Origin of the sequence: Bradyrhizobium sp. (assembly GCF_027451485.1) — a bacterium.
Taxonomy (GTDB): Bacteria; Pseudomonadota; Alphaproteobacteria; order Rhizobiales; family Xanthobacteraceae; genus Bradyrhizobium.
Genome location: NZ_DAIDJE010000020.1, coordinates 44,164 through 60,285, shown reverse-complemented (window position 1 = coordinate 60,285; position 16,122 = coordinate 44,164). Strand labels below are relative to the sequence as shown.

At 64.0% G+C, this 16,122-nt stretch carries 15 protein-coding genes; 9 read left to right on the top strand and 6 right to left on the bottom strand.

All coding sequences use genetic code 11. The annotated features are described in order from the left end of the window. Positions 1–6 precede the first annotated feature (6 nt). From NEZ08_RS03165 to lpxK, 4 genes are read left to right on the top strand one after another with little or no spacing between them, the layout of a single operon-like run. Entirely contained in the window at positions 7–255 is a 249-nt protein-coding gene (locus NEZ08_RS03165) for a DUF4170 domain-containing protein (RefSeq protein WP_298103279.1), read from the top strand. After that, entirely contained in the window at positions 252–968 is a 717-nt protein-coding gene (locus NEZ08_RS03160; RefSeq protein ID WP_298103277.1) for a lysophospholipid acyltransferase family protein, read from the top strand. The genes NEZ08_RS03165 and NEZ08_RS03160 overlap by 4 nt, the downstream gene beginning before the upstream one ends. Next, positions 961–2,265 (top strand): 3-deoxy-D-manno-octulosonic acid transferase, encoded by a 1,305-nt coding sequence (locus NEZ08_RS03155; protein ID WP_298103275.1) that lies wholly within the window; start codon positions 961–963, stop codon positions 2,263–2,265. Before NEZ08_RS03160 ends, NEZ08_RS03155 begins: the two co-directional genes overlap by 8 nt. Next, positions 2,258–3,283: a tetraacyldisaccharide 4'-kinase gene (gene lpxK / locus NEZ08_RS03150; RefSeq protein ID WP_298103272.1), complete on the top strand. Its 1,026-nt coding sequence runs from the start codon at positions 2,258–2,260 to the stop codon at positions 3,281–3,283. The genes NEZ08_RS03155 and lpxK overlap by 8 nt, the downstream gene beginning before the upstream one ends. Positions 3,284–3,288: 5 nt before the next feature. Here the strand turns inward: lpxK and NEZ08_RS03145 are convergent, their stop codons facing one another. Then, positions 3,289–3,510, bottom strand: coding sequence for a DUF2093 domain-containing protein (locus NEZ08_RS03145; protein WP_298103269.1), 222 nt, complete (start codon positions 3,508–3,510; stop codon positions 3,289–3,291). A 202-nt stretch (positions 3,511–3,712) separates the two neighbouring features. On the opposite strand from NEZ08_RS03145, the gene NEZ08_RS03140 reads away from it, so the two are divergent. Beyond that, positions 3,713–4,537: a dienelactone hydrolase family protein gene (locus tag NEZ08_RS03140; RefSeq protein WP_298103484.1), complete on the top strand. Its 825-nt coding sequence runs from the start codon at positions 3,713–3,715 to the stop codon at positions 4,535–4,537. Between the two features lie 32 nt (positions 4,538–4,569). On the opposite strand, the gene xseA is transcribed toward NEZ08_RS03140, so the two are convergent. Continuing rightward, entirely contained in the window at positions 4,570–6,183 is a 1,614-nt protein-coding gene (xseA, locus tag NEZ08_RS03135) for an exodeoxyribonuclease VII large subunit (RefSeq protein ID WP_298103265.1), read from the bottom strand. 215 nt (positions 6,184–6,398) lie between these two features. Here xseA and purD point away from each other — a divergent pair, with 215 nt between their 5' ends. Continuing rightward, complete coding sequence (gene purD, locus NEZ08_RS03130; protein ID WP_298103262.1) at positions 6,399–7,682, top strand: phosphoribosylamine--glycine ligase; 1,284 nt, start codon at positions 6,399–6,401, stop codon at positions 7,680–7,682. A 33-nt stretch (positions 7,683–7,715) separates the two neighbouring features. Further along, on the top strand, positions 7,716–8,621 hold the full coding sequence (locus NEZ08_RS03125; protein ID WP_298103260.1) for an alpha/beta hydrolase: 906 nt from the start codon (positions 7,716–7,718) through the stop codon (positions 8,619–8,621). A gap of 122 nt (positions 8,622–8,743) precedes the next feature. Here NEZ08_RS03125 and NEZ08_RS03120 read toward each other — a convergent pair whose 3' ends face one another. Beyond that, the gene (locus NEZ08_RS03120; protein WP_298103257.1) at positions 8,744–9,190 is read right to left on the bottom strand and encodes a nucleoside deaminase; all 447 of its coding nucleotides are present in this window, start codon (positions 9,188–9,190) and stop codon (positions 8,744–8,746) included. A gap of 140 nt (positions 9,191–9,330) precedes the next feature. On the opposite strand from NEZ08_RS03120, the gene NEZ08_RS03115 reads away from it, so the two are divergent. Both NEZ08_RS03115 and rsmD read left to right on the top strand, forming a co-directional pair. Next, entirely contained in the window at positions 9,331–11,265 is a 1,935-nt protein-coding gene (locus NEZ08_RS03115; RefSeq protein ID WP_298103255.1) for a pseudouridine synthase, read from the top strand. Positions 11,266–11,438: 173 nt separating this feature from the next. Further along, positions 11,439–11,993: a 16S rRNA (guanine(966)-N(2))-methyltransferase RsmD gene (gene rsmD / locus NEZ08_RS03110; RefSeq protein WP_298103252.1), complete on the top strand. Its 555-nt coding sequence runs from the start codon at positions 11,439–11,441 to the stop codon at positions 11,991–11,993. Between the two features lie 117 nt (positions 11,994–12,110). Here the strand turns inward: rsmD and mutL are convergent, their stop codons facing one another. From mutL to NEZ08_RS03095, 3 genes are all read right to left on the bottom strand, one after another. After that, positions 12,111–13,925: a DNA mismatch repair endonuclease MutL gene (gene mutL, locus NEZ08_RS03105; protein ID WP_298103249.1), complete on the bottom strand. Its 1,815-nt coding sequence runs from the start codon at positions 13,923–13,925 to the stop codon at positions 12,111–12,113. A gap of 186 nt (positions 13,926–14,111) precedes the next feature. Continuing rightward, positions 14,112–14,531 (bottom strand): alternative ribosome rescue aminoacyl-tRNA hydrolase ArfB, encoded by a 420-nt coding sequence (gene arfB / locus NEZ08_RS03100; RefSeq protein ID WP_298103246.1) that lies wholly within the window; start codon positions 14,529–14,531, stop codon positions 14,112–14,114. A 249-nt stretch (positions 14,532–14,780) separates the two neighbouring features. Further along, complete coding sequence (locus NEZ08_RS03095) at positions 14,781–16,094, bottom strand: pitrilysin family protein (protein ID WP_298103482.1); 1,314 nt, start codon at positions 16,092–16,094, stop codon at positions 14,781–14,783. Positions 16,095–16,122: the final 28 nt, after the last annotated feature.

Here is a 16,122-nt window from a genome sequence, read left to right as displayed (position 1 = left end):
GAAATCATGTCGGATAGTGCCCCACAACAACTGCTGCATCTGGTGCTTGGCGGCGAGTTGACCGACCTTGGGCAAAATACCTTCAAGGACCTTTCGAAGGTGGAGATCGTCGGTCTGTACCCGAATTATGCGAGTGCCTATACGGCCTGGAAGGCGAGGGCACAGCAGACCGTCGACAATGCCCATATGAGATTTTTCATCGTTCACCTTCACCGCCTGCTCGATCCCGAGCAAGATACGAAGACCGGCCGTTGAAAAAGCTGGTTCGCGATCTCTTGCGCAGCAACTGGTTTCAGCGCGCTGTGGGTTCGCTCGCGGCCGGATACCTGCGACTGGTCTGGCGCACCAATCGTTTCAGTTTCGATCCGCCTGACGTCTATGAGATCGTCGAGCCGCAGATGCCGGCGATCTTCGCGTTCTGGCACGGTCAGCATTTCATGACCCCATTCGTCAAGACCAAGGATAGTCATCGGGTCAAGGTCTTGATCTCGCGACATCGCGACGGGGAATACAACGCCATCACCGCCGAACGGCTCGGGATCGGCACCATCAGGGGGTCCGGCGATCACGGCTCGGCGTTTCACCGCAAGGGTGGTGTCGGCGCGTTCAAGGAGATGGTACGCGCGCTCGAACAGGGGTATAATGTTGCGCTGACTGCCGATGTGCCAAAGCGTTCGCGGGTAGCCGGGCTTGGCATCATCATGCTGGCGCGCGAATCCGGACGACCGATTATGCCGTTTGCGATGGTGACCAGCCGCTATCGACGCTTGAATAACTGGGACCGGACTACGATCAATCTGCCGTTCGGACGTGGAGCGTTGGTGGGAGGCGATATCATTATGGTTCCACCCGATGCCGACGCCGAGAAGATGGAAGAACTGCGTGCGCGGCTGGAGGCGACCCTCGACGACGCCATGAGCCGTGCCTATGCGCGAGTGGGACGTCCCAAAGGGGCGCCGCATGGCTAACGCCTTGCCGATGACGCTGCGCGTCTACCGGCGGCTATCTTCGGCCGCGGTGCCGCTCGCGCCCGCGCTGATCAAGCGGCGGCTCATGCAAGGCAAGGAGGACCCGGAGCGGGTTGGCGAGCGGCGCGGCATGAGCGCGGACGCAAGGCCGCACGGGCCGCTGGTATGGATTCATGGGGCGAGCGTCGGCGAAGTCCTGGCGGCAGCCAGCCTGATCGAGAGGCTGCGTGCGCTCAATATCCGCATTCTGGTGACTTCGGGCACCGTCACTTCGGCGGCTATCGTCGCCAAACGTTTTCCGCCCGACATTATCCATCAATACGTTCCTTACGATTCGCCGCGCTATGTGGCGCGCTTCCTCGACCATTGGCGGCCGAGCCTGGCGCTGTTCATCGAATCCGATCTGTGGCCCAATCTCATCCTGTCGAGCGCGGCGAGGCGCTTGCCGATGGTCCTGATCAACGGCCGGATGTCGCATCGCTCATTTCCGCGCTGGCGGCGCGTCAGCGGTACAATCTCGGCGCTGCTCGGCCGGTTCGACGTCTGCCTGGCGCAATCTCGCGTCGATGCGGAGCGTTTTAGCTCGCTAGGCAGCCGCAACGTCGTTGTCACCGGCAATCTCAAGCTCGATGTTCCGGCGCCTCCCGCCGATTTCAGCAAGCTCGAGCGGTTGATGGCGGTAACGCGCGGCCGCCCGATCATCGTGGCGGCGTCGACCCACCCGGGAGAAGAGGAAGTCCTGCTCGAAGCGCATCGAACGCTGGCGGGCTTTTTTCCATCCCTGTTGATGGTGCTCGTTCCGCGACATCCGGGCCGGGGCGAAGCGATTGCCCAGATCATCGAGGCTTCCGGGCTGCACGCGAGCATACGGTCGCATGAGGAGTTGCCGACCGCAGCGACCGACATCTACGTCGCCGACACGATGGGTGAACTGGGACTGTTCTACCGGCTCTCGCCGGTCGTTTTCATCGGCGGCTCACTGGTCAAGCATGGCGGCCAGAATCCGATCGAAGCCGTCAAGCTCGGCGCGGCGCTGGTTCATGGGCCTCACGTCTTCAACTTTGCCGACGTGTACGAGGCCCTCGATCGTGCCGGCGGCGCCAGGGTCGTTGAGACCCGCGAGGCGCTGGTGAAGCAACTTGGACAGTTGCTGGCCGATCCCAAGGCGCGCGATTCCGCCATCGCCGCAGCCGAGCGGGTGGTCTCTCAACTCGGCGGAGCGCTGGACCGGACGCTTGCGGCGCTGGAGCCTTATCTCCTGCAACTGCGCCTCGAAATGGGGGCGGCGGATGCGTGAGCCGGCCTTTTGGTACCGGCCACCATCCTTGATGTCGCTGCTGCTGTCGCCGCTCGCGGCCGCCTATGGCGCGGTCGCCAGCCGCCGTTTGCAGCGCAAGGGCTTTGACGCCGGCATTCCCGTGTTCTGCGTCGGCAACTATCACCTGGGCGGCGCCGGCAAGACGCCGACCGTCCTGGCCCTGGTCAGCCTGCTGCGCGATCTCGGCGAGACGCCGGTCGTGCTTAGTCGCGGCTATGGTGGGCGGCTGCGGGGGCCCGTCATGGTCGATCCCGAACGTCATCAGGCAAGTGATGTCGGCGACGAGCCGTCGATGATGGCGCGGACCGTTCCGGTCGCGGTCGCGCGTGAGCGCATCGAGGGTCTCGCCCTCGCCAGGTCGAAGGCTGCGACCGTGATCGTGATGGACGACGGTTTTCAGAATCCGGCGATTGCCAAGGATGTCGCGCTGATCGTCATTGATGCCAATCGCGGGCTCGGCAATGTGAAGGTTTTCCCGGCAGGCCCGTTGCGGGCCCCGTTGCCGCCGCAGATCGACCGCACGGACGCGTTGATCCTGATCGGGGAAGGCAACGCGGCCGCCGCCATTGCCGCCCGGGTGTCAGCCCAGGACAAACCCGTATTGACGGCGCACCTGAAAGCCGACGATGCCACTGCCTCCCGGTTGCGCGGCCAACGCGCCCTGGCATTTGCCGGGATCGGCGATCCCGGTCGCTTCTTCCGGACGCTGCGCGGTTACGGCGTTGAGGTCATAAGGGAGCGCGTCTTTGCCGATCACCATCCCTTCACGCAAAGCGAGATCGAGCCGCTGGTTTTGGAGGCGAGGCGCAATGGCTGGGCGCTGGTGACCACTGAAAAGGATCTGGCGCGGCTTGGGGTCGGCGGGAAATTGCCGCCATGGGCCCAAGGCATTGTGCCGTTTCCGGTGAAGCTCGAATTCGACGGCGCCGAGGCGGTGCGCAAGTTCGTGTCCGACCGGCTGTTTCGCGCGCGGGATCGGCAATTTCGAAAAAGCTGACCGCTTTAGGTTTTCAGCGCGGCCGGAAAGTGCCGCTGGAGCACCGCCGTGGGCTGCGCATAAGCCTCCTGCAAATCGACGCTCCAATATTTGAGTTCGTCCAGCGGAATCCGCACGTCCGTCACGGCACAACGCACGTAGGTCCCCGGCGAGATCACGCGAAAATCGCCGTCCAGATATTGCAGCTGAGCTTCGCCGTGACCCGGCGGGCCGGATTTGTTGAGCACCTGAAAAGCTCTCCGAAGGTCTTCCGTCGCCGGTCAAGCGACCATCAATTTACTAGCATAGATAGGTTGGCATGTCCGCAGGTCAAACCCACCGATTTGTGATGAATCTGATGTCTGGTGCATGTTAGCTTTTCAGAGCATTCCTGAAATGGGACGCGAAACGTCCGAATGGATCGCCAAACCCCGTCTCGATCCGGAAATCATGCGTTTGCCATCGATTGTCATTGCCGCCGCTTTTATCGCCGGGACGTGGTCCGCGCGCGCGGCGCAGCTGCCTGTGCCGCAGCCGATCGAAATTCCTGCCGGGGCGACGGTGCTGCACGCGCAGCTGTTCAAGCCGATCGGGGTGGGTCCGTTTCCGGCCGTGATCGCGCTGCATGGATGCGGCGGGCTGGGTGGACGTTCAGAGCCGGTCCTGGTGCGCTACCGCGACTGGGCCGAGCAATTGCTTGAGGAAGGCAAGGCTGTCTTGTTTCCCGACAGCTACGGTTCGCGCGAACTCGGTCCGCAGTGTCACGTCAAGATACGCAGGATTACCGCCCGCCGCGAGCGGGTGGCCGATATCCTCGCGGCACGGCAATGGCTGATGCAGCAAAGCTGGGTCGCGCATAATCGCATCAGCCTGTTGGGCTGGGCCAACGGCGCCAACGCGCTGTTGTGGGCCGTTCGCCCGCAATTGTGGCTGCACCACGCCGAGCCGGACTTCCGTTCGGCCGTCGCCTTCTATCCCGATTGCCGCTTGTCGTCGCGACTCGGCTGGAGTGCGCGCGTTCCGACGCTGGTTCTGATCGGCGCCAACGACGACGTCAGCTCGCCGCCGGCCTGCCGCCAGATGGTCGAGGGCGCCCACGGCCGCAGCGCGCTGACGCGGATCGTGGTCTATCCCCGCGCTTACCACGATTTCGATCGCCCCAACCTGCCGCTTGAAAACACGGACGGGGGCGACCCCGAAAAGGGTCACGTCGGAACCGATGCCGAAGCGCGCGCCGATTCGCAAAGGCGCGTCGCCGAGTGGCTGGCGCGATAAAGCCCGAGGGCATGCTTTTTTTCGAAACGCGACTAGAACAGGCTCCCCTGATCGACCGGCTTCGCGACGCGCCTGGGCGTTGCGGGCCTCGCCTCGCGCTGCGCTGGCTTCGGCGATGACGATGTCGGCGCCGTGCGGCCTTCGTCCGAGGTGACTGCGACACGTCCGTCGGCGAATTCGATGCTCATGCGCGTGCCCGATCCAACCTCGGCCGCGGCATGCAGCGGATAGCCTGTCTCGTCGCGGACCAGCGCGAAGCCCCGCGCCAGTACGCCGCGATAGGAGAGCGCGTTCAAGAGCTGTCCGCTGTGGGCTACCCGCGCCGCCAGCCGCTGCGTCGAGGTTGCCAGCGCGCGGCGTGCACGTTCCGTCAATCGCAGCACGCGTTCGCGATTTGCGGCGGTCGCCTGGCGTTGCGCCTGCGCATTGGACAGCTTCGAAGCCTTCAGCCGGATCGCGAGCCCGCTGAAGCGATCGTTGCGGTTCCGCAGCAGGCTTCCTGTCGAATGCGTCAGCCGCTCGCCGGATCCGGTCAGACGCTGTCGCGCGTGCGCCAGTTGTGCCCGCAGCACGCGCATGGTCAGCCGCGCACCAAGGCTTGCAAAATGGCGGAAGTGCGCATGTGTGTTGGCCTTCAGTCCGCGGGGCAGGGCGGCAGCGGCGCTGTCCAGCCGTTGCCGCGGAATGGCGAGGAGTTCGCTCAAGCCAGGCAAAGCGCGCGCCGCGGCCCGCAATTCGTTGCGGCGCATTTCCGCGCCGCGCTGCCAGCACAGCATCGAGCGCCGCGCCAGCGAGGCCACTTCGAGCAACAGCTCGCTTCGTACTGGAACGGCCATTTCCGCCGCCGCGGTCGGTGTAGGCGCGCGCTTGTCAGCGGCAAAATCGATCAGCGTGACGTCGGTTTCGTGACCAACGGCGGAAATCAGCGGGATCATGCTGTCGGCAGCAGCGCGGACGACGATCTCCTCGTTGAACGACCAGAGATCTTCCAGCGATCCGCCGCCGCGCGCCACGATCAGGAGATCGGGCCGCGGAATCCGGCCGCCTTCGGGCAATGCATTGAAGCCGCGGATCGCATTCGCGACCTGTTCAGCCGAACCTTCGCCCTGCACGCGCACCGGCCACACCAGCACCCTTCGAGGAAAGCGGTCTTCCAGCCGATGCAGGATGTCGCGGATCACAGCGCCGGTCGGCGAGGTGACCACGCCGATCACTTCAGGCAGCCACGGCAAGAGCTGCTTGCGCGCTTCGCTGAAAAGGCCTTCGGCGGCAAGCTTCTTCTTGCGCTCCTCCATCAGCGCCATCAGTGCGCCGATGCCCGCAGGCTCGAGCGCTTCGATGACGATCTGGTATTTCGAGGAGCCCGGATAGGTCGTGAGCTTGCCGGTGGCGATGACCTCAAGCCCCTCCTGCGGCTTGAAGCGCATCCGGTAATGGGTGCCTTTCCAGATCACGGCCTCGATCTTGGCGCCGTCGTCCTTCAACGCGAAATAGCAGTGGCCGGAGGCGTGGGCGCCGCGGAAGCCGGTGATCTCGCCGCGGAGCCGGACATGGCCGTAGGCGTCCTCCACCGTCCGCCGCAACGCGGATGACAGTTCTGTCACCGTGAATTCAGGTGCGTTGATCAGGGCGTCCGTTGCAGCCATATCGAACAATCGATTCGGGGTTTCGCATTCGGCCAAATCTAAGGAGTTTCGTCCCGGACCGCCAACCCGGTCTTATGCGCCCGGATGCTCCGAGTAACATATATTCGCCGGGCCGCTGGGGGGAAAAGGCCGATTTGCACGGGATGGCCCCTTGCGGCGGACGGGAGTTTTATGCCACCGACAGAAACATTGCGCGGGTGCTCATTGGCGTTCTCATGAAAATCCTTCTGCTCGGTTCCGGCGGCCGGGAACACGCTCTTGCGTGGAAGATCGCGGCCTCACCACTGCTGACCAAACTCTGGTGCGCCCCCGGCAACGCCGGCATCGCGCGCGAAGCCGAGTGCATCGCGCTCGATGTCGCCGACCATGCGGCGGTCATTGCGTTTTGCCGGCGCAACCAGGTCGACCTGGTCGTGGTCGGGCCGGAAACGCCGCTTGCGGCCGGCATCGTCGACGATCTTTCGGGCGCCGGCATCAAGGCGTTCGGGCCCAGCAAGCAGGCGGCGCGCCTCGAGGGGTCCAAAGGGTTCACCAAGGATCTCTGCACCGAATTCAACATTCCGACCGGCGCCTATAGCCGTTTCAACAATGCGGGTGACGCGCTCGCTTATCTACGCGGGCAAGGTGCGCCGATCGTTGTCAAGGCGGACGGGCTTGCGGCCGGCAAGGGCGTGGTGGTGGCGAGGACGCTTGCCGAGGCGGAAGCCGCGATCGCCATGATGTTCGATGGCGCCTTTGGCACGGCGGGTGCCGAGGTCGTGATCGAAGAATATCTCGAAGGCCGCGAGATCAGTTTCTTCGCGCTCTGCGACGGCGAGACCGCGATCCCGCTTGCTTCCGCGCAGGACCACAAGCGCGTGTTCGACCGCGATCAGGGCCCGAATACCGGCGGCATGGGGGCCTATTCGCCGACGCCATTTGTTACGCCCGCCATTCACGATCAGATCATGGCAAGAATCATCGGGCCTACGGTGGCCGGCATGAAGGCGCGCGGCACGCCGTTTCGGGGAGTGCTCTATGCCGGCGTGATGCTGACCGCGGACGGGCCCAAGCTGTTTGAATACAACGTGCGCTTCGGCGACCCCGAATGCCAGGTCCTGATGTTGCGAATGATGTCGGACCTCGTTCCCGCGATGCTGGCCGCCTGCGATGGCGGACTGAAGCATTTCGATCTGCGCTGGTACCCTCAATTCGCCTTGACGGTGGTGATGGCCGCGAAGGGATATCCGGGCGACTACGCCAAGGGAACACGCATCGAGGGGCTGGAACAGGCGGCGCAAATCGAGGGCGTCCAAATCTTCCAGGCCGGTACAATGAACAAGGACGGCGTCATTCTCGCCAATGGCGGCCGCGTGCTCAACATCTGCGCCTCGGCTAGCACCGTGGTAGAGGCGCGCAGGCGCGCCTACGCCGCGATCGACCGGATCAGATGGGCGGACGGTTTTTGCCGGCGCGATATCGGCTGGCAGGCGGTCGAACAGGAAGAAGCCCGGAAATAGCTTTCGAGCCTGTCCAACGTGGAGTGATCGACGATGCCAGATCTGGCCGACCTGTTTCCCGGCTTCGGCTCCGAATGGATCAACACGAAATCCGGCCGCATCTTTGCCCGAGTCGGCGGCAAGGGGCCGCCGCTATTGCTGCTTCACGGCTTTTCCGAAACGCACGTGATGTGGCACCGCGTCGCGCCGCAACTGGCCGACCGTTTTACGCTGATCATTGCCGACCTGCCCGGCTACGGCTGGTCGGATATGCCGGAGAGCGACAAGGATCATACGCCCTATACCAAACGCGCAATGGCGCAAATCATGATCGAGGCGATGGAGCAACTCGGCCACGTGCACTTCGCGCTGGCCGGTCATGACCGTGGCGGGCGCGTCGCCTATCGGCTGGCGCTCGACCATCCCGGGCGGCTGTCGCGGCTCGCGGTGCTCGATATCCTGCCGACTTATGATTACTGGGAGCGGATCAACCGTCCCTATGCGCTGAAGATCTATCACTGGACGTTTCTGGCGCAGGCCTATCCGCTGCCGGAAACGCTGATCGGCGGCAACCCGGATTTCTTCCTGCGGTTCAAGATGGCAAGCCAAACCAAATCGAAGACGCTCGACGCCATCGATCCGCGTGCGCTCGAACACTATCTGGCGGCGTTCCGCGATCCCTCGCGGGTGCATGCGATGTGCGAGGATTATCGGGCCGGCGCCTATGCGGATTACGAGATCGACAAGGCCGATCGCGAAGCAGGAAAAAAGATCACCATCCCGATGCTGGCACTATGGGGCGATGCCGGCATTGCGCGCGCCGCAGCGACCCCGCTCGACACCTGGAAGACGTGGGCGACTGACATCACGGGCTCGCCGGTCGATTCCGGGCATTTCCTCACCGAGGAAAATCCGGATGTGACCGCTAATTTGCTGCAGGAGTTTTTCCTGGCCAGGTGACAGCTTTGCTGTCGTTCCGGACGCGCGAAGCACGAGCTCGTGCTCGCACATCAAAGAATATCGAGATGCCGGATCTATGGTCCTTAGCGACCATTCCGGAGTGAGGAGTGGAGGACCGCCGATCACCTGCGCGCCTTGAAAAAATCCCGCAGGAGATTAGCTGCTTTCTGTTCGCCGACCGCGGAATAGATTTCCGGTGCGTGATGACAGGTAGGCTGCGCAAAGAAACGCACGCCGGATTCGACCGCGCCGCCCTTCGGATCAGTCGCGCCGAAATAAAGCCTGCGAATCCGGGCAAACGAAATCGCCCCCGCGCACATTGTGCAGGGCTCGAGCGTGACGTAGAGGTCGCAATCGACGAGCCGCTCGGTGCCGACGAGTTCGGCGGCTTGCCGGATGGCAAGAATTTCGGCGTGTGCGGTGGGGTCCCGGTCAGTGAGGGTCCGGTTGCTGGCTGTTGCGATGATCTCGCAGCCGCGGACCACGACGCACCCGATGGGGACCTCGCCCTCTTTCCCGGCATTTTCAGCGGTTTTCAGCGCCAAATCCATGAAGGAGGGTGCAGACATGCCTCGTATCATCGAAATAAACCTGCTAAGAGATGCGCCTTCAGCAAAAGTCGATACCGGTTTTGCGTGAGAAATGCGCCTTGGTCTTTCTGAGCGCGCATGAATTCGATTGCTTTTTAACCCCAGAATGAGCCCACTTCATGCCTCGCGATAGCGATAAAAACAACGATTCCCGCGGCCGGCGCGACCGCAAGCCGGGTGGCAAGGGCCGCTTCTCCGAGGGAGGCCGTGGCGAGAAGAAGTCCGGCAAGCGCGACTTTAGCAATCGGGAGGATCGCGGCAAACGCTCGTTCGCCAGCCGTGGCGATCGTTCACCTCTGCGGCAGGAGGATAGCGATCGTCCGCGACGCGGTTTTTCGGATCGTCCGCGTTTCGAACGTGACGGCCGTGGTGGCGATGACCGTGGCAACCGTTCGTTCAGGCCGCGCGGTGAGCGGGCGGAATTTGCGCGAAAGGATCGGCCCGCGCGCCGCGACGATGGCGACAGTCCGCGCCGAGAGTTTTCGGATCGGCCGCGGTTTGATCGCGAGGGGCGCGGTAGCGAAGATCGGGCCAAGCGGCCGTTCAGGCCGCGGGGCGAACGCAATGACTTTGACCGCAGCGATCGCCCACCGCGTCGCGATCGCGCCGAACGCGCCTTCGACGAACGGAAGTTCACGCGAGGCGACGAGGATCGCAAGCCGCGCCGGGATTTTGCGCCCCGCGGCGAAAGGCGCCCGCGCGATATCGAGGGCCGCGACCGCAGCGAAATGAAGCCGTGGCAAAAGCGCGAGGCGAGATCGCGAGACGATCGCGAGCAGGGTGCGCGGCCGAAATTCAGCCGGCCGCGCTGGGACAAGCACGAAGGTGACGATCGCTCCGACCGTCCGCGCCGCACGCGCGCCGAGGGACGCCTGGATTGGCAGGAGCATCCGCGCGGCGAGAGCCGGTCGTTTCGCCGCAGCGACGACCGCCCGCGCCGGGATAATGAGGACGACAGCAAGGTCTTTGCCAAACGTCCGGCGTTTGGCGGCCGCGGCGCATACCGCGACCGTAAGCCCGATTTTGACAAGCGCGCGCCGCGCGAGGAGCCGAAGCCGAAAAAATCCGGCGAACGAATCGCCAAGGTACTGGCCCGTGCCGGTCTGGCCTCGCGCCGCGATGCCGAGGAGATGGTGACACAGGGCCGTGTTGCCGTGAATGGCCGCGTCATCAACTCGCCGGCCCTCGACGTCACCGCAAGCGACGTGGTCACCGTCGACGGCACACAGTTGCCGCCGCGCGAGCGCACTCGGCTTTTCCTCTATCACAAGCCCCGCGGGCTGATGACGACGCACGCCGACCCCGAAGGCAGGCCGACGGTGTTCGATAACCTGCCGGAAGGCCTGCCGCGGCTTATCAGCGTCGGTCGGCTCGACTTCAACACGGAAGGGCTTTTGCTGCTCACCAATGACGGTGGTCTGGCCCGTGCGCTCGAACTGCCCGATACGGGCTGGCTGCGGCGCTACCGCGTCCGCGCCCATGGCGAGGTGACGCAGGCCCAGCTCGATGCCCTCAAAGGCGGCGTGGAGGTCGACGGTGTCAAATACGGACCGATCGAGGCGACGCTTGAGCGCGATCAGGGCGCCAATGTCTGGCTGGTGTTTGCGATCCGCGAAGGCAAGAACCGCGAAGTGCGCAACGTCATGGCGCATCTCGGGCTTGAGGTGAACCGGCTGATCCGCATCTCCTACGGCCCCTTCCAGCTTGCAGAATTGGCGGAAGGCGCTGTTGAAGAGGTCAAAACGCGGGTGCTGCGCGAGCAACTCGGTGAAAAGGTTGCAAGGCTGGCGGGTGCGGATTTTGATCTCCCGCGCCATGGAGAGGCGCCGATACCAAATGAAGATGGCGAAGCGCCGCGCGGCAAGAAGCCGTTCAAGCCGGCCGGCAAGAGCGCGCTGATTGCCGACAGCAAGGGACGCCGCGTGCTGGTGCGTCGTACCGGGAGCGCGGAGGCACGGGCGCGCAATGAGGAAGAAGCCAATGGCTACGGTCCGCCGCGCCGCCCCAAGCGCGGCTATCACGGCAAGCGCGACCTCAAGCCGCGGGACGAATAAGCTATGGTTTTTGGAAGCACTCCTTCCAACGCGCCGTCATGGTCGGGCTTGCCCCGGCCATCCACGCCTGTTCTGCGGCGATATCTTGAAGACATGGATGCCCGGCAGTGCAGGCGGGTTCACGCAGTCTGCGCAAGGCAGACTGCCATCGCCGGGCATGACGAGGGTCACTAATGCGCGTCGTCGGCGGCAGGCTGAAGGGCCGCAATCTCGCTTCGCCTTCCTCGCGCGAGATTCGTCCCACGGCGGATCGGTTGCGCGAGTCGCTCTTCAATATCCTGGCCCACGCATACGATGATCCGGTCTCCGAGGCGCGCGTGCTGGACCTGTTTGCCGGCACCGGCGCGCTCGGCATCGAGGCAGTCTCGCGCGGGGCGAAGTTCGCGCTGTTCATCGACAACGGTGCGGAGGCGCGCGCCCTGATGCGCGACAATGTCGAGGCACTTGGCCTCGGCGGCGTCACGAAGGTCTACCGCCGCGATGCCACGAACCTCGGGCCCGCACATCCCGTTGAGCCGTTCTCGCTGGTGTTTCTCGACCCGCCCTATGGCAAGGGGCTTGCGGAGAAGGCACTTGCCTCCTTGCGCGACGGCGGCTGGCTGACACCAGATGCTCTGCTTGTGGTTGAGGAGGCGAAGGCCGCCGGCTTCAAGGCGGGGGAAGGTTTTTCGGAGTTGGAGCGGCGTGTTTACGACGACACCGAGTTCGTGTTTTTACGGACCGCGTAAGGTGGCGTCGCCGGGCTTGACCGGGCGATCCAGTACGCCAGTTCCTCAGCGCAAGCGCTGAATCCTGCCGGATCACCGCCTTCGCGGGTGCTGACGCATGGTTTTGTGCATGGACGACTACCGCCGGCCGAAGAGCTTCTCGATGTCGGTAAGCTTCAACTCCACATAGGTCGGCCGCCCGTGGTTGCATTGGCCGGAGTTGGGCGTGTCTTCCATCTCGCGCAGGAGCGCGTTCATCTCTTCCGGCTTGAGGCGGCGGCCTGCGCGAACCGAGCCGTGGCACGCCATGGTGGCGGCCACATGCATCAGGCGCCGCTCGAGCGGCAGCGCTTCGTCCCATTCAGCCATGTGTTCGGCGAGATCGCGCAGCAATCCACCGGCATTGGGCTTGCCGAGCAGCGATGGCGTCTCGCGCACCGCGACCGCGCCGGGGCCGAAGGATTCGATCGCAAGCCCGAAGGACGCCAGCTCTTCGCTGCGTTCGAGCAGGCGCTCGACCGTGGCCTCGTCCATTTCCACGATTTCGGGGATCAACAAGATCTGCCGCTGCACGCCATTTTTGGCGAGCGAGGCCTTCAGTTTCTCATAAACGATGCGCTCATGCGCGGCATGCTGGTCGACGACAACCAGGCCGTCGCGGGTCTGCGAGACGATATAGGTTTCGTGGATCTGCGTCCGCGCCGCGCCGAGCGGGCGATCCAGCAGATCGGACGAAGGCTGATCCTGAAATCCCACATCCGCCGTGGGGCCGCCGACATCGAAGGCCGCCTGACCTGGTTCAGCCAGCGCAATGGCAGCGGCCGTTTGAAGGGCCGGCGATGGTCCAACCGGAAAGGATGGCGACCGGCGCCAGTCCCACTCGGCCGCTCTGGGCAGCGCAAAAGAGGGACGAAGCGCCTCGATGGCGCTGCTGCCGCCGTTGGCGGCCGTTCGCTTGCCCTCGCGCGCAAGACCTTCCTTGAGCGCATGCACGATCAGGGCGCGCACGAGGCCGGCGTTGCGGAAGCGCACTTCAGTCTTGGCTGGATGCACGTTGGCATCGACCTCGCGGGCATCGACCGTCACGAACAGCGCCACGACCGGGTGACGGTCGCGCGGCAGATAGTCTGCGTAAGCTGCGCGCACGGCGCCCAGAATCAACTTGTCGCGCACCGGCCTTCCATTGACGAAGAGATATTGGCCGAGCGCGTTCGCTCGCGTCAGCGAGGGGCTCGCGGCAAATCCCTCGACGATGACGCCCTCGCGCTCGGCGCCAACATCGATGGCATGGTTGCGAAAGTCGGCGCCGAGAATATCGCCGAGCCGTGTCAACTGACCGGGCGCGCCGGGCAAGGCGGCGGCCCAGGTGACGGGGCTGCGTTCTTCTCCGGCGAGCGAAAAGGCGATATCAGGTCGCGCCATCGCAAGGCGCCTGACGACTTCGCGGATCGCTTCAGCCTCGGTGCGGTCGGTCTTGAGGAATTTCAGCCGCGCCGGCGTTGCATAGAAAAGATCGCTGACCTCGACACGGGTGCCTTGCGACAAAGCGGCGGGTGCGACCGCTGATTTCACGCCGGCTTCCACCGCGAGCGACCAGGCATGGGGCTCGCTGGCGTGGCGGGTGGCGATGGCGAGCTTGGCCACCGCGCCGATCGAGGGCAATGCCTCGCCGCGAAACCCCAGCGTGCGGATGCGCAGCAAATCCTCGTCGTCGAGCTTGGATGTGGCATGACGCTCCACCGCCAGAGCGAGATCGGTCCGGGTCATGCCGCCGCCGTCGTCGGTGACCGCAATCTTTCGCCGGCCCCCGCCGTCGGTGAAAATGTCGATCCGGCTCGCACCCGCATCAATGGCGTTCTCGACCAGTTCCTTGACCACGCTCGCCGGCCGCTCGACCACCTCGCCGGCGGCGATGCGGTTGACGACCTGTTCGGGCAACTGACGGACGGGCATTCGGCTCAACTCTGGGATGGTCAGCCAATTTAGGGGCTTTTTCGGCGGGCGGGGAGGGTGGCGGCGAAGAAGTCCCCCGTTTGCTTCAACGCATGATCGGGAGAAGTGTGTAGCGACTTTCCGAAAAGATCGTGAGCAGACAATAAGCTCAAGCGCGATGGTGGTTCGTCTAAAGGCTATCGCGATTTAATCGTCGAAGCCCCTCGAGCCTCGCCGTGCCTTGACGTCGCTGCGGCGCTTTTTGCCCTGAAGCCGGCGTTGCTTCGAGGCAAGCGTCGGGCGGGTGGCGCGCCGCGGCGCCGGCCGTGCCATCGCCTCGCGCAACAGCTCGATCAGGCGCTCGATGGCGTCGCTTCGATTGCGCTCCTGGGTGCGAAAGCGCTGAGCGTGAATGACGATCACGCCGTCCTTGGTCATGCGCTGCCCTGCAAGCCTCTCCAGGCGCGAGGCCGCATCGGCCGGCAACGCAAGCCGGCGGGTATCGTAGCGCAGCTGTGCGGCCGTCGAGAGTTTGTTGACGTTTTGTCCGCCCGGCCCGGAGGCACGAACAAAGGAAATATCAAGATCGTTTTCGTCGACCCAGAGATCGCGGCCAATCCGTAGCATGACGTCACCGAACCAATGGTCGCGATTGTAACATGTGCATCCCGGTTCGGCTGGCATCCTTACAAATGCCAGACTCCATTGACCACTTGCAATATTGCGAGGGGAGTTTTGGATTTGACATTCGCATTATGGATTCCCGGCGACAGGTAGCGAATGTCAAATCCACCCCGCCAGGGAGCGATTCCGTCCTTGGAATCGAACCTGCCGAGAATAACGGCTTTCTGCCCGCCTGGCTTGACCGCCGAAAGCTTAATTCGCCTTCAGGGGTATCGCCGATACCGGCTGGGCGGCGGCGGTGAGCGGTGCGCGGCCGACGACGACGGTCAACAGGCCGTCATCCCACAGCCTGTGCGCAGCCCGCTTTGCCTGGTCGATCGTGACCGCATCGACCATTGCGTTGCGGCGCTCCAGGTAGTCGATCGAAAGGTGATCGACCTGGTATTGCAGCAACGCGCCGGCGAGTTTCGACGACGTATCGAGCGCCAGCAGCCGCGAGCCCTTGAGGTAGGACTTTGCCTCGTCGAGCTCCTGCGCAGTCGGGCCATCCTCCGCGATCCGGTGGATGTCCTGGCTGATGGCTTCGACCGTTTCGCCGGCGCGGTCGGCCCGCGTTCCTGTCGAACCGATGAACAGAGCCGAATGATCCATCCATGCCAGCGAATCGGAAACCGAGTAGGCAAGGCCGCGCTTCTCACGAACGTCGCGATAAAGACGCGACCCCGATCCACCGCCCAGGATATGATTGACGACAAAGGCAGCCATGAAATCCGGATCGTTGCGCTTGACGCCGGGTCCTCCAAAGGTGACGATGGTTTGCGGCACGTCGAGCGCGATGAATTCGTGCCGCGGCGGCCTGCGGGCCTCGATCTCGGACACCGGCGTCAGTCTCGATTTGGTCGGCAGTCCGCCGAACGTCCGGTCCAGCAGCTTTTCCAGCGAAGCCGCATCGATGTCGCCGACCACGGCGATTTTCAAGTGCTCCCTCGTCAATACGCGAGCGACATAATCCCTCATGTCGGCGATCGTGATTGTGGGAACGCTTTCCAGCGTGCCGCCGGTCGGGCGCCCATAGGGGTGATCGCCGTAGGCGACTTCGAGGAACCTGCGGCTGGCAAGCGACCCTGGGCTGGTCGTCTCACGTCTCAGGCCGGACAAAAGCTGGGTGCGGATGCGCTCGACGTCCGCGCTGTCGAAATGCGGCGAGGTCAGCGAGGTTCGCAACAGCTCGAAAGCTTCATCCTTGTTGTCCTTGAGCATGCGCAAGGAACCGCGGAAATAGTCCCGCGAAACGCTGAAGGCCAGTTCAATCGCGCGCCGGTCGAGATGTTCGTGGAAAGCCCTGGAATCCAGATCGCCCGAGCCCTCGTCGATGAGGTCGGCGACCATGTTGCCGACGCCGGGCTTGCCCTCCGGATCCTGCGCGGCGCCGCCATACATGGCGAATTCCATGGCCACCAGCGGCACAGTGGCGTCCTGGACGAACCAGGCCTCGATGCCGCCCGGCGTAATCAGGTGCTGGATTCTGGCAGCGGCCTGAGACGGCACCGGCAGGATCATCGCCATGATCGCCAGGGATAGACCTAGCCTCCAT

What these genes read in the sequence shown, in the direction of transcription:
- NEZ08_RS03165 (WP_298103279.1), top strand. Translation starts at nt 7, where the DNA reads ATGTCGGATAGTGCCCCACAACAACTGCTGCATCTGGTGCTTGGCGGC.
- NEZ08_RS03155 (WP_298103275.1), top strand. Translation starts at nt 961, where the DNA reads ATGGCTAACGCCTTGCCGATGACGCTGCGCGTCTACCGGCGGCTATCT.
- lpxK (WP_298103272.1), top strand. Translation starts at nt 2,258, where the DNA reads ATGCGTGAGCCGGCCTTTTGGTACCGGCCACCATCCTTGATGTCGCTG.
- NEZ08_RS03140 (WP_298103484.1), top strand. Translation starts at nt 3,713, where the DNA reads ATGCGTTTGCCATCGATTGTCATTGCCGCCGCTTTTATCGCCGGGACG.
- xseA (WP_298103265.1), bottom strand. Translation starts at nt 6,183, where the DNA reads ATGGCTGCAACGGACGCCCTGATCAACGCACCTGAATTCACGGTGACA.
- purD (WP_298103262.1), top strand. Translation starts at nt 6,399, where the DNA reads ATGAAAATCCTTCTGCTCGGTTCCGGCGGCCGGGAACACGCTCTTGCG.
- NEZ08_RS03125 (WP_298103260.1), top strand. Translation starts at nt 7,716, where the DNA reads ATGCCAGATCTGGCCGACCTGTTTCCCGGCTTCGGCTCCGAATGGATC.
- NEZ08_RS03120 (WP_298103257.1), bottom strand. Translation starts at nt 9,190, where the DNA reads ATGTCTGCACCCTCCTTCATGGATTTGGCGCTGAAAACCGCTGAAAAT.
- NEZ08_RS03115 (WP_298103255.1), top strand. Translation starts at nt 9,331, where the DNA reads ATGCCTCGCGATAGCGATAAAAACAACGATTCCCGCGGCCGGCGCGAC.
- rsmD (WP_298103252.1), top strand. Translation starts at nt 11,439, where the DNA reads ATGCGCGTCGTCGGCGGCAGGCTGAAGGGCCGCAATCTCGCTTCGCCT.
- mutL (WP_298103249.1), bottom strand. Translation starts at nt 13,925, where the DNA reads ATGCCCGTCCGTCAGTTGCCCGAACAGGTCGTCAACCGCATCGCCGCC.
- arfB (WP_298103246.1), bottom strand. Translation starts at nt 14,531, where the DNA reads ATGCTACGGATTGGCCGCGATCTCTGGGTCGACGAAAACGATCTTGAT.
- NEZ08_RS03095 (WP_298103482.1), bottom strand. Translation starts at nt 16,094, where the DNA reads ATGGCGATGATCCTGCCGGTGCCGTCTCAGGCCGCTGCCAGAATCCAG.